The following is an 11,762-nucleotide window of genomic DNA, read 5'->3' as shown; positions in this document are numbered from 1 at the left end:
TTTACAGAAAAAAGCGAGGGTAATTCATGACTGCAGATAAAATAGTAATACACGGAGGCAAAAAGCTTTCGGGAGAAGTAACAATTAGTGGAGCGAAAAATAGCACGGTCGCATTGATCCCAGCTTCAATATTAGCTGATTCGCCGGTAACGTTAGAGGGAGTTCCCAATATACAGGATGTCCATTCTTTGATTGAAATTTTAAACGATATGAATGTGCACACTGATTTTGACGGATCCACATTAGTGATCGACCCAACTGATATGGTTTCAGTGCCGATGCCGAGTGGAAAAATCAAAAGCTTACGTGCTTCATATTATTTCATGGGAGCCTTACTTACAAAGTTTGGGCAAGGAGTTGTTGGTTTGCCTGGAGGATGTTTTCTTGGTCCACGTCCGATCGATCAACATCTAAAAGGCTTTCGTGCGCTAGGAGCTACAGTAGAAAATGAGATGGGCGCAATGTACTTAACCACAGATGAGCAAGGGCTAGTTGGTACGCGAGTTTATTTTGATGTAGTATCCATTGGAGCGACAATAAATGTGATGCTAGCAGCGGTCAAAGCAAAAGGGAAAACAATAATTGAAAATGCTGCACGTGAACCAGAGATTATTGATGTAGCAACTTTGCTAAATAATATGGGAGCTAAAATCCGTGGTGCTGGGACGGATACGATTCGAGTAGAAGGAGTGGAATCTTTAAACGGCTGTCGGCACACAATCATTCCTGATCGAATTGAAGCGGGAACTTATCTCATAATTGCAGCTGCAATGGGAAAAAAAGTTACTGTAAGAAATGTGATAGTAGAACATATTGAAGGTTTGCTAGCGAAAATGGAAGAGATGGGCGTTCCTTTAGAAATTGGAGAAGATTATATTGTTGTCCATGAGCCGGAATCTCTAAAAGGAATCCACATAAAAACTTTGCCGTATCCAGGTTTTGCTACTGACTTACAACAACCACTAACACCTCTGTTAATGAAAGCAGAAGGACAATCATTAATTGAAGATACGATTTATCCTAAACGTGTCAAACACATACCTGAGTTAAATCGGATGAGTGGTGATGCACGAGTAGAAAGTGATTTGATTTTAATAAACGGAGGCGCTAGCTTAACCGGTGCCGAAGTAGCTGCTAGTGATTTAAGAGCGGGTGCAGCATTGGTCGTAGCTGGATTAATGGCTGAAGGAAAAACAGAAATAACCGAAATCGACAATATCTTACGCGGGTATGATCACATTATTGAAAAATTATCTGATTTAGGCGCTGACATTGCAATGGAAATGTCAAAAGAATAGGAGAGTACGAATGGGAGAGATTTTAACGCTAAGTGAACTAGAAGAGAAAACACTTAAAGAGATTTATCAACATGCTAAAGATTTAAAAATACCATACTATAGTCAAATGAATAAAAAAGAACTTTCTTTAGCTGTAATCCGTGCTCAAGAAGAAAAACAAGGATACTTCCAAGTGGAAGGTGTATTAGATATTATGAATCAGCAAGATTTTGGATTCTTGCGTCCGATCAATTATACGCCGAGCAAGGAAGATATCTATATATCGGCTTCTCAAATCAAACGTTTTTCCTTGCGCAATGGGGATAAAGTCTCTGGGACGGCACGACCACCAAAATCTTCCGAGCGTTATTATGGACTAATGCAAGTTAATAAAGTGAATGATTCAGATCCAGAAACTTCAAAGGAGAGGTCTCATTTCCCAGCATTAACACCATTGTATCCGAATCGTAAAATTCAGTTGGAAACAAGTTCCTCTAAACTGTCCACGCGGATCATTGATATGATCTCACCTATTGGATTTGGACAAAGAGGATTACTGGTTGCCCCCCCTAAAGCAGGGAAAACAACTTTGTTAAAAGAAGTTGCAAATGGAATCATGCAGAACCATCCAGATGTAGAATTAATTATGTTGTTGATCGATGAGCGTCCAGAAGAAGTAACGGATATCGAAAGAAGTGTCAAAGGTGAGGTGGTCTCATCCACTTTTGATCAACAACCGCAAAACCATGTGCGTGTGAGCGAACTCGTACTCGAAAGAGCCATGCGGTTAGTAGAAGATAAACGAGATGTGGTCATTTTAATGGATAGTATTACGCGGCTTGCGCGCGCATACAACCTTGTGGAGTCTCCAAGTGGCCGGACATTGAGTGGCGGGATCGATCCAGCTGCACTATATCGACCTAAACGCTTTTTTGGAGCTGCGCGTAACATAGAAGAGGGCGGAAGTTTGACGATCATTGCTACCGCCTTGGTAGATACAGGAAGCCGGATGGACGATGTGATTTATGAAGAGTTCAAAGGTACAGGGAATATGGAGCTTCATCTTTCAAGAGAGCTGGCTGAAAGACGGATTTATCCGGCTATAGATATTCAGCGATCAGGCACTCGTAAGGAAGAACTTCTCTTATCCGAAAAAGATTTGGATAGTTTATTTACTTTCAGAAGAGCGATGCGAGGAGATTCTCTCGACTATACAGACCAATTCATAAAAAAATTAAAAAAATATGAAACGAACAAAGATTTTTTAGATGCTATTCGTACAAATAAAAAATAAAATTCGATTTACAGAGTTGCAAAAAAATGTGTAGCATGATATTATTTAAGATGTTGTCTAACGACAAAATAACTCTGGTACAGCAAATGGATCAGGGCACAAGGAGTGAAAAAATATGAAACCATCAATTCATCCAGAATACAGACAAGTTGTCTTTATGGATACATCTACAGGAACAAAATTCTTAATCGGTTCTACTCAAACATCAAAAGAAACCGTTGAGTGGGAAGATGGAAATGAATACCCATTATTACGTGTTGAAATTTCTTCTGATTCTCATCCTTTCTATACTGGACGCCAAAAGTTCACTCAAGCAGACGGACGTGTGGATCGGTTCAACAAAAAATACGGTTATACAGACAAAAACAAAGACTAATTCAAAAAAAGGTTGGGATTCTTCCCAACCTTTTTTTATTTGTCCTGCCCGAATGACTCAATGAAAAGTAAGGTCTTTACTGAGCTTGTCCCTTTCGTTTTCTGGATAATATTTAATCTTATCTCGTTGTGTAGAAGTAGAATTGTGATAAAATAAGAGAAACTGAAATGAAAAAGAAAACCTTTGGAGGAATTCATGATGAATATTTTTCTTATATATGGAGGAAAAAGTGCAGAGCACGATGTTTCTATCCTGTCGGCTCACTCAATTTTAAAAGAAATCTATTATGATTATTACACAGTCCAGCCCGTCTATATAACGCGCGAGGGCGATTGGATAGCAGGGGAAATGATTCATTCTGCGGAGAATCTACTTACAAAAGAAGAAATGGTGTTGGAGCTAGGAACAGAAGCAAAAGCATTCGACTTAATGCAATTAAAAGCACCAGATTCAATAGCTTTTCCAGTTTTACATGGGCCCAACGGTGAAGACGGAACGATTCAAGGGATGCTAGAAATGATGTCTGTTCCTTATGTTGGAGCGGGTGTGTTAACGAGCGCATGCGGCATGGATAAAGCAGTCAGTAAAAAACTGTTTAATGCAGCAGGTATACCTCAAGTCCCCTATATATCTATCCGGAAAGCAGATTGGCGTGTAAATAAAGAAGAAAGTATGGGAGCTTGCGAAGATGCTTTAGTCTATCCGATGTTTGTAAAACCAGCAAACCTTGGATCGAGTATCGGAATATCTAAAGCAACAACTCCCAGTGAATTAGAAAAAGCTATTCAATTCGCTTTCGAGTACGATCGCCATATTGTCGTTGAACAAGGAATCGATGCTCGGGAATTAGAAGTCGCAGTCCTCGGAAATGAAGATATCAACACTTCGGTTCCAGGCGAACTTGTCAAAGAACAATCCTTTTACGATTACAAGGCGAAGTACCTAAACAACGAGGTAACTTTGGAAATTCCAGCAAATGTAACTCCTGAAGTGAAGAAACAGTTGCGCAAATACGCAGCAGATGCTTTTCTGGCCATTGAAGGAAATGGATTGAGCCGAGTTGATTTCTTCTTGACCAAAGATGGGAAAATCTACATTAATGAAATCAATACTTTCCCCGGATTTACCCAATTTAGCATGTATCCTCGCTTATGGGAGAAAACAGGATTAGCCTATGGTGATTTAATTGAAGAACTCATCCAGCTAGGGTTGCAACGGCACGAAGAAAAAAACTCCTATGCTGCTAGAGAACGCGAATAATGGGAAAAGGATCGTGGATCAGATGTCTAGACTTACAATAAAAGAAATAGCGGATGCAGTCAGCGCGTTAGATCATAACAATGAATGGAATAGTATTCGAATAAATCAGGTAGCGTTTGATACACGGAAAATTGGAACAGACGCGCTTTTTGTACCTTTAAAAGGGAACCGAGACGGACATGAATTTATTCAGGAAGCCATTTCAGCTGGAGCTACTGCGACATTGTGGAGCTTACCGAAAGAAGAAGCTCCTAAAGATTTTCCTGTGATATTTGTGGAAGATACGCTTCAAGCTCTTCAACAACTAGCAAAATATTTCCTCGAAAAAATCAATCCCAGAGTAGTTGGGATAACAGGAAGCAATGGGAAAACGACTACAAAAGATATGACATACAGTGTGTTACAGCAAAAATATCGAACGTACAAAACACAAGGAAATTACAATAATGAGATTGGAATGCCGATTACGATCCTGGATATGCCAATAGATACAGAAGCATTAGTGTTGGAGATGGGGATGAGCGAAAAAGGGGAAATTTCTTTTCTTTCGCATTTAGCAGAGCCGGAGGTCGTTGTAATCACAATGATCGGAGAATCTCATATTCAAAATTTAGGTTCAAGAAAAGGTATTGCTTTAGCAAAACTGGAAATTGTGGAAGGATTAAAAGAAAAGGGAACGGTGATCATTCCGGGGAACGAACCCTTACTAACTGAAAACATTCAGGTCCTTCCTACACAATTTGTTAAGACCTTTGGAGAATCAGAGGACTTCACGTTAGCGAGCCTAGATGTTGAAGCTAAATTGAAGGAAACTTATTTCAAAACAACAAAAGATGTAAACAAACAGATAAAGTTACCTATTATTGGAAAATATAATGTGAATAATGCTCTAGCTGCTCTATTGGTAGGAGAAACACTGGATATTTCTTACGAAGAGTGCGCAAAAGGTCTCGAACACTTCCAGTTGACGAAGAATAGAGTGGAATGGATCGATGGAGTGAATGGGATACAGTTGCTGAATGATGCATATAATGCTAGCCCAACTTCTATGAAAGCTGTTTTGCGTTATTTCGGGGATATGACTGTTCCAGGAAATAAGATTGCAATATTAGGTGATGTCTTGGAGCTAGGTGATTTTTCTAAAAATTTACATGAGAGTATCGGAGAAGCAATCGATTCCCAGCATATAGATACTATTTTTCTATATGGGAAAGAGATGCACTACTTATATGAACAATTGCAACATGCTTTTCCTGAAGAAAGATTGTTTTATGAAAAAGAAAATAAAGATCACCTGGTTGATTTGGTTAAAAAAGTTGCTCAGCCAGGTGACTGCGTTCTCGTGAAATCTAGCTTTGGAACAAATCTATTACAGGTGGTAGAAAAATTAAAGGCAAAGATGTGACAGCCGAAAAAGACTAAAAACGTATTCATTTCATCTTTAGTGAATAATGTTTGAAAACAGTTGTGTGGCATGATAAGATGTTTAAAGAATACTGGTTCGCCAGTCATTAGACCGTTCGAAAAAAAAAGATAACTACTAGATCAATCGTTATGAAAAGAAACGAACTACTTTTCCTAGTGTGCTGATTCATATAATGGAGATGTGTACTAGGTTTTTTTCTATGGACGGCGGACTATAAATCTGCCTGGAAATGAGACTACGAAACGTATAATTTAAAAGAATTAAAAAGATTTACTTATGCGATGAAATGACTGTCCTTGTTTCCTAACAGATAATTTAAGAAACAACAGGAGGAAACCGAGTGAAATTTAATGAACTCAATTTATCAACAGAATTACTGAAGTCTATCGAAAGAGTAGGCTTTGAAGAAATGACCCCTATTCAGGAACAAACAATTCCGATGGCCTTAGAAAATAAGGACATTATTGGTCAAGCACAAACAGGAACTGGTAAGACAGCTGCTTTTGGGTTGCCAATGTTACAAAAAATCGATTTAAGCAATCGATCAGTACAAGGATTGGTAATTGCACCTACACGTGAATTAGCTATCCAAACTCAAGAAGAATTATTCCGCTTGGGTAAAGATAAAAAAGTTAAAGTACAAGTTGTATATGGTGGAGCAGATATCCGTCGTCAAATTAAAGGATTGAAAGATTCTCCGCATATCGTGGTGGGAACACCTGGGCGTTTATTAGACCATATTCGTCGGAAAACATTGAAACTTGACTCAGTTGAAACACTTGTCTTAGACGAATCTGATGAAATGCTTAATATGGGATTCATTGAAGACATAGAATCGATTATTAAAGAAACTCCTACAGAACGTCAAACTTTGTTGTTTTCTGCTACAATGCCGGATGCAATCAAACGTATCGGTGTTCGTTTCATGAAACAACCTGCAACAGTACGCATCAAAGGTAAAACATTAGCTGCTACAAATATTAAACAATATTTTACAAAAGCACGCGATAATGAAAAATTTGATGTCATGACTCGCTTAATGGATGTTGACAATCCTGGTGCTGCTATTGTTTTTGCGCGTACTAAAAGACGTGTAGATGAATTAGCTAAAGGATTAGAGATGCGTGGATTTAGCGCTGAAGGAATTCATGGAGACTTATCTCAAAGTAAACGTATGAGTGTATTAAAAACCTTTAAAAGTGGAAAAGTTGATATCTTAGTTGCTACCGATGTAGCTGCACGTGGATTAGACGTTACAGGCGTGACACATGTTTATAACTATGATATACCTCAAGATCCTGAAAGTTATGTTCATAGAATTGGCCGTACAGGCCGTGCAGGTGCAGACGGAATATCCATCACGTTGGTAACTCCGAATGAAATGGGTTATTTGCGCACGATCGAAGGGTTAACAAAACAAACAATGACTCCTCTTCGTCCGCCAACTGATGATGAAGCACTTGAAAGTCAATTGGTAACAGCTATGGCTGATATCAATACTATGATTGAAAAAAATGGTTTGGACAGCTATAAATTAGCAGCGGACCGTTTGCTTAATTCTTATTCTGCTGAAGATTTAGCAGCAGCTTTAGTGAAACAAATGGTTAAAGATCCAAGTGATGTTCCTGTTAAGATCACACCAGAAAGACCTCTACCAAACAAACAAGGAAGAAGCCGTGGAGGAAAAGGTGGATACAAAGGGAATAGCCGTCGTAAAAATGATCGTGGAGGCCGTGACCGTGACCGCAAAAATAGTCAGGGAGGCCACAAAGGTAGCCACCGCAGCAAACCGAATCCAAAGAAAAGCAACTAAAAATAACTAAAGTGTAAAAAGATTGAGGCTTCGGCTTCAATCTTTTTCATTTTTTAATTAAATGAATTGGGGTGTATTGCTTGCTTTTACAAGGACCCATCGAAGTTATGATGAAAGCTTTTTCTATAATCAGGGAATTATATATGACTTTTGTATAAATGTTTGATAACATAGTGTTGGTTAACTATTACCAAGGAAGCAAATAAAAAGATATACATATAAAGAGGAGTCCAAAATGATTATTGGAATCGGCTTAGATCTTATCGAAATAAGTAGAATCAAGGAGGCTTACGAAAACAAGAAATCGTTTTCAGAGCGAGTGCTTACAGCAGCTGAGCATGCACTTTTTTCTCGCTATCCCGAAAAACGAAAAATGGAATTTTTAGCAGGAAGATTCGCTGCTAAAGAAGCCTATAGTAAAGCAATGGGTACAGGAATAGGGAAAGTTGGATTTCAAGATATCGAAATTTTACCAGATAAAGATAACAAGCCGACTGTTACACGGAGTCCATTTGAAGGGAACAGTTTTGTGTCCATCACTCATACGGATAGCGTCGCAGCTGCGCAAGTAATATTAGAAAAAAATCACTAAGAGTTTCTTTATTTTTTAATAAACGACTTGTTCAAAATAAATTTTCTTCATGGTACACTAGTTAATAAACAGACACTTTTTTTAACCAGATGTACCCTTAGGGAGGTAATCTATATGATGGAGAGCAATGAAAGCAAAAAGCTGACGATTGAAGTTGAAAAAAAGATTTATAAAGATTTTCAGCAATACTGTGAGTCTACGGATATTGATGAAGAGGAATTAGTAGGAAGCTTAGTGCAATGTTTCTTAAAAGATAGCATAAAAACAATGGACACCATGCGGAAGGGATACACAGAAATGGCTCAAATCAATCTCGATATTTGCTTAGAATATGGCGATTGTGAAACGGGAGCCAGTTCTCACATCTAACTACAAGGAGCCTTTGGGGAGGATTTACCTATGGTAAAAAGGGGAGATATATACTACGCAGATCTATCACCAGTTGTGGGATCGGAACAGGGAGGTATGCGACCTGTTCTAATTATCCAAAACAATGTTGGAAATCGCTATAGCCCGACAGTTATTGTCGCGGCCATCACGACGAAAATCCAAAAAGGAAAAATGCCAACACATGTAGAGATTTCTGCTGAAGAAACGGGCTTAGATAAGGATTCAGTGGTATTATTAGAACAAGTCAGAACGATTGACAAACAGAGACTAAAAGATAAAGTGACCCATTTAGATTATCGATTGATGTTTGACGTCGATGATGCATTAGCTATCAGTGTTGGGTTAAAAAATCAGTTTAAAGACTAAACTGGGAAAAGTGAGCAGATATTATTTAACTCTTTACTTGTAAAAAAGCAAATCATACTGTGGTAATAAAAAAAGTTTGACGTGGTTCGTAACCATCCCACGGAAAAAAACTAGGAGGAACATGAATGAAAACAAAACAGTGGGTTTATAATGCCCTAGTAGCCGCGTTATATGTTACTGTAACGGGTGTGTTAACGCCCATATCTTTTGGTGTAATTCAATTCAGAGTAGCAGAAATTTTTAATCACTTAGCTGTCTTTAATAAGAAATATATAGTAGGAGTCGTATTAGGCGTTTTTATATCGAATTTATTTTTTTCGCAAATCGTTCTTTTTGATTTGGTTTTTGGGGTAGGACATACGCTCTTTTCGTTTGGCTTATTAGCTATTTTTTCTTCGAAACAAATGTCTCTCAAGCTTCGAATGACAATCAATACTCTCTCTTTCGCAATAGGTTCATTCTTAATTGCGTGGGAACTATACTTAGCATTAGAATTTCCGTTTTGGCTGAGTTACTTATCAGTAGCAATCGGAGAACTTGTAGTTATGGGACTTGGTGTTCCTCTCATGCTTTACATAAACAGCAAACTACACTTTTCAAAAATAATGGAAAAATAAAAAAACTTTCGTACATTTTTTGTACGAAAGTTTTTTTGTTGATACAATAGAGGTAACCGTTAAAGATGACACCTTTTGGAAAAGTATGATGCGGATGATCTTATTTCATACGGTAAAAGTAACTTTTAATCTTCTGCATTGTGTAAATCTTCTATTTCAACAATTTGGAATCCTTTTTTATCTAATTGATTTGAGATCAAATCAACAGTTTCTTTTTCCACGCCAGGTTCCAGAGTCATGATTGTTCTACGCAACATATTCTCGCGTTTGTTGTCCAATGTAATTACACTGATTATCGAACAATGGCGATTAATGATTTTAGAAATATTTGTTAAATCACCTTTTGTACCTTTTGATGCAATAGTTAAAACATAACTTCCAGAATCGATACTCCAAGATTGTTGGAGCATATCCAAAAGAGAACTATGAGTAAGAATCCCATAAAAATGGTTGTTTTTATCAAGAACAGAAATATAAGGAAGGTCTTTGATCATAAAGAATACTTTGAAAAAAGAAGAATCAATGTGAATATATTTAGTAGCGTTTTTAAGTAAATGTGTAACGGGTAAAGTCATATCTCCGCCATTCGCTTTATGACGATAGATATGCATCTTATAAATATTCCCTCTGAAAATCTTTCCTGAATCATCTAGAACAGGGACACAACGGTAGCCTACGTCTTCTAGTATCCCAATGGCTTCTTCCAAAGTAGCTTTTTCATTAACGGTAACGACATTTTTCTTAGGAATAGCAAGTGATTTTATTAACATTATAATTTTCTCCTTTTTTTTTAACTATAATTTCATATTTTAATATGATAATAACACAATAACTGTCTCTTTTACATAATAAAATTTTTAAAATGACAATTAGAAATAAGGTTTGACAATTCAAAAACTCAGAAAGAGTGTGGGAAATGAGAAAATTGAATGAAATGATGGATAGGCCAGTCATAGATAAAGCTGTTAGGGATTATTTACGAACAAAGCAAAGACAGTTGACCGGTCCACTAGGTGCTATAGAAAATGAAGCAAACAAAAAACGTGTTCCCGTGATACCTCATGAAACTGTCCGTTTTTTAGAATGGTTTTTGCCTCTTTATAAACCGGTAAATATTTTGGAAATTGGAACAGCTATAGGATTTTCTGCAGGATTGATGGCACAATTTTTACCTGACGAGGGTCAAATAACAACCATTGAAAGAAATCCGACAATGATTGAAAAAGCAGAAAAGAATTTCAAGAAAATGAAAAATAGTAACAAAATCAGTTTAATTAAGGGACAAGCAGAAGAAGTGCTACAAGAATTGGATGAATCATATGACTTCATTTTTATGGATAGTGCAAAAGCAAAATATTATGATTTCTTCCCACATTGCATGAGAGTGTTAAAAGTCGGCGGAGTAATAGCCATTGACGATGTATTACAGGGAGGAACCATCTTACAAGAGACTGAAAATATTCCTCGAAGCAGAAAAAAGATTCACAAGAAACTCAATCAGTTTTTAGAAGTAGTCCTAAATCACCCAGCCTTGAACGCGACTATACTACCCTTAGGTGATGGTCTACTAATGATTACAAAGGAAGAAGATGCAGATTTTTCTTTCATGTTAAAAAAAAGGACGGACCAGCATGATGATCCAAAGGCATAACTGAAAAATCAAGGAATAAAAAACTGGAAAAATGGAAGGTCTATTTTATTAGGGTAAGATAGTATAGACGTCATTTTTTTTAGCAACTTTCAAAAAAGATATTGACCCAGGTGAAAAAAGGTGGTAAAGTAATCCTTGTCGTCGCAAAACGACTGAATGATAAATAAGTCACTTGAAAACAACAAAATTTCCCTTGACTTTTGGAATGAGACAGTGCTATACTATTAGAAGTCAGCAAGGAAGAGAGCGCTCACAATGAGTGGTCATACCTTTGAAGAAATTCAAAAAAACTCTTGACACTGACGCACAATAAATAGTATGATATAAAAGTTGCTGATAACGGCGACGATGAATTGACCTTTGAAAACTGAACAAAGCAAACACAATCAAATGTGCAGGTGTCTTGATTTTTAATTAAGACAACACAGGCAAAGTAAAATTTGCAAAAGAAATAACGTAACATTCAAATTGAGTCACAAACACTTTAACGAGAGTTTGATCCTGGCTCAGGACGAACGCTGGCGGCATGCCTAATACATGCAAGTCGAACGCTGAAGCTCTCTGCTTGCAGAGAGTGGAAGAGTGGCGAACGGGTGAGTAACACGTGGGGAACCTGCCCATGAGAGGGGGATAACATCCGGAAACGGATGCTAATACCGCATAACTAAAGAAACCGCATGGTTTTTTTATAAAAGATGGC

12 protein-coding genes, 1 rRNA gene and 1 riboswitch are annotated in these 11,762 nt (G+C 37.5%); of the genes, 12 read left to right on the top strand and 1 reads right to left on the bottom strand.

What is annotated here, in order from left to right; genetic code table 11:
* Window positions 1–26: 26 nt before the first annotated feature.
* From H626_RS0108205 to H626_RS0108160, 10 genes are all read left to right on the top strand, one after another.
* Window positions 27–1,298, top strand: a complete 1,272-nt coding sequence (locus H626_RS0108205; protein ID WP_027108936.1) for a UDP-N-acetylglucosamine 1-carboxyvinyltransferase — start codon at window positions 27–29, stop codon at window positions 1,296–1,298.
* 10 nt (window positions 1,299–1,308) lie between these two features.
* On the top strand, window positions 1,309–2,571 hold the full coding sequence (rho, locus tag H626_RS0108200) for a transcription termination factor Rho (RefSeq protein WP_027108935.1): 1,263 nt from the start codon (window positions 1,309–1,311) through the stop codon (window positions 2,569–2,571).
* A gap of 115 nt (window positions 2,572–2,686) precedes the next feature.
* Window positions 2,687–2,947 (top strand): type B 50S ribosomal protein L31, encoded by a 261-nt coding sequence (locus H626_RS0108195; RefSeq protein WP_027108934.1) that lies wholly within the window; start codon window positions 2,687–2,689, stop codon window positions 2,945–2,947.
* A 198-nt stretch (window positions 2,948–3,145) separates the two neighbouring features.
* The gene (locus H626_RS0108190) at window positions 3,146–4,207 is read left to right on the top strand and encodes a D-alanine--D-alanine ligase (RefSeq protein ID WP_027108933.1); all 1,062 of its coding nucleotides are present in this window, start codon (window positions 3,146–3,148) and stop codon (window positions 4,205–4,207) included.
* 22 nt (window positions 4,208–4,229) lie between these two features.
* Window positions 4,230–5,612 carry a UDP-N-acetylmuramoyl-tripeptide--D-alanyl-D-alanine ligase gene (locus tag H626_RS0108185; protein ID WP_027108932.1) on the top strand — a complete coding sequence of 461 codons (1,383 nt, stop codon included), beginning with the start codon at window positions 4,230–4,232 and terminating at the stop codon, window positions 5,610–5,612.
* 361 nt (window positions 5,613–5,973) lie between these two features.
* A complete protein-coding gene (gene cshA / locus H626_RS10975) occupies window positions 5,974–7,446 on the top strand; it encodes a degradosome RNA helicase CshA (protein ID WP_035619056.1) in 1,473 nt (490 codons plus the stop codon).
* Between the two features lie 235 nt (window positions 7,447–7,681).
* Window positions 7,682–8,038: a holo-ACP synthase gene (acpS, locus tag H626_RS0108175; RefSeq protein ID WP_027108931.1), complete on the top strand. Its 357-nt coding sequence runs from the start codon at window positions 7,682–7,684 to the stop codon at window positions 8,036–8,038.
* Between the two features lie 114 nt (window positions 8,039–8,152).
* Window positions 8,153–8,407 (top strand): hypothetical protein, encoded by a 255-nt coding sequence (locus H626_RS0108170; protein WP_051237917.1) that lies wholly within the window; start codon window positions 8,153–8,155, stop codon window positions 8,405–8,407.
* Between the two features lie 30 nt (window positions 8,408–8,437).
* Window positions 8,438–8,794, top strand: a complete 357-nt coding sequence (locus tag H626_RS0108165; RefSeq protein WP_027108929.1) for a type II toxin-antitoxin system PemK/MazF family toxin — start codon at window positions 8,438–8,440, stop codon at window positions 8,792–8,794.
* Window positions 8,795–8,869: 75 nt separating this feature from the next.
* Window positions 8,870–8,914: riboswitch (PreQ1 riboswitch) on the top strand.
* Window positions 8,915–8,919: 5 nt separating this feature from the next.
* Window positions 8,920–9,411: a QueT transporter family protein gene (locus tag H626_RS0108160; RefSeq protein ID WP_027108928.1), complete on the top strand. Its 492-nt coding sequence runs from the start codon at window positions 8,920–8,922 to the stop codon at window positions 9,409–9,411.
* Window positions 9,412–9,536: 125 nt separating this feature from the next.
* Here the strand turns inward: H626_RS0108160 and cbpA are convergent, their stop codons facing one another.
* Complete coding sequence (gene cbpA / locus H626_RS0108155; RefSeq protein WP_027108927.1) at window positions 9,537–10,181, bottom strand: cyclic di-AMP binding protein CbpA; 645 nt, start codon at window positions 10,179–10,181, stop codon at window positions 9,537–9,539.
* A gap of 146 nt (window positions 10,182–10,327) precedes the next feature.
* Between cbpA and H626_RS0108150 the strand changes: the two genes are divergently transcribed.
* Complete coding sequence (locus H626_RS0108150) at window positions 10,328–11,062, top strand: O-methyltransferase (RefSeq protein ID WP_027108926.1); 735 nt, start codon at window positions 10,328–10,330, stop codon at window positions 11,060–11,062.
* A 483-nt stretch (window positions 11,063–11,545) separates the two neighbouring features.
* Window positions 11,546–11,762: ribosomal RNA gene (locus H626_RS0108145) — 16S ribosomal RNA — on the top strand; the annotation flags it as partial.

This window comes from Lacticigenium naphthae DSM 19658 (genome assembly GCF_000425865.1).
Lineage (GTDB): Bacteria > Bacillota > Bacilli > Lactobacillales > Carnobacteriaceae_A > Lacticigenium > Lacticigenium naphthae.
This window is presented reverse-complemented; position numbering and strand designations above follow the sequence as displayed.

What these genes read in the sequence shown, in the direction of transcription:
- rho (WP_027108935.1), top strand. Translation starts at nt 1,309, where the DNA reads ATGGGAGAGATTTTAACGCTAAGTGAACTAGAAGAGAAAACACTTAAA.
- cbpA (WP_027108927.1), bottom strand. Translation starts at nt 10,181, where the DNA reads ATGTTAATAAAATCACTTGCTATTCCTAAGAAAAATGTCGTTACCGTT.
- H626_RS0108170 (WP_051237917.1), top strand. Translation starts at nt 8,153, where the DNA reads ATGATGGAGAGCAATGAAAGCAAAAAGCTGACGATTGAAGTTGAAAAA.
- H626_RS0108190 (WP_027108933.1), top strand. Translation starts at nt 3,146, where the DNA reads ATGAATATTTTTCTTATATATGGAGGAAAAAGTGCAGAGCACGATGTT.
- H626_RS0108205 (WP_027108936.1), top strand. Translation starts at nt 27, where the DNA reads ATGACTGCAGATAAAATAGTAATACACGGAGGCAAAAAGCTTTCGGGA.
- H626_RS0108160 (WP_027108928.1), top strand. Translation starts at nt 8,920, where the DNA reads ATGAAAACAAAACAGTGGGTTTATAATGCCCTAGTAGCCGCGTTATAT.
- H626_RS0108165 (WP_027108929.1), top strand. Translation starts at nt 8,438, where the DNA reads ATGGTAAAAAGGGGAGATATATACTACGCAGATCTATCACCAGTTGTG.
- H626_RS0108185 (WP_027108932.1), top strand. Translation starts at nt 4,230, where the DNA reads ATGTCTAGACTTACAATAAAAGAAATAGCGGATGCAGTCAGCGCGTTA.
- acpS (WP_027108931.1), top strand. Translation starts at nt 7,682, where the DNA reads ATGATTATTGGAATCGGCTTAGATCTTATCGAAATAAGTAGAATCAAG.
- H626_RS0108150 (WP_027108926.1), top strand. Translation starts at nt 10,328, where the DNA reads ATGAGAAAATTGAATGAAATGATGGATAGGCCAGTCATAGATAAAGCT.
- H626_RS0108195 (WP_027108934.1), top strand. Translation starts at nt 2,687, where the DNA reads ATGAAACCATCAATTCATCCAGAATACAGACAAGTTGTCTTTATGGAT.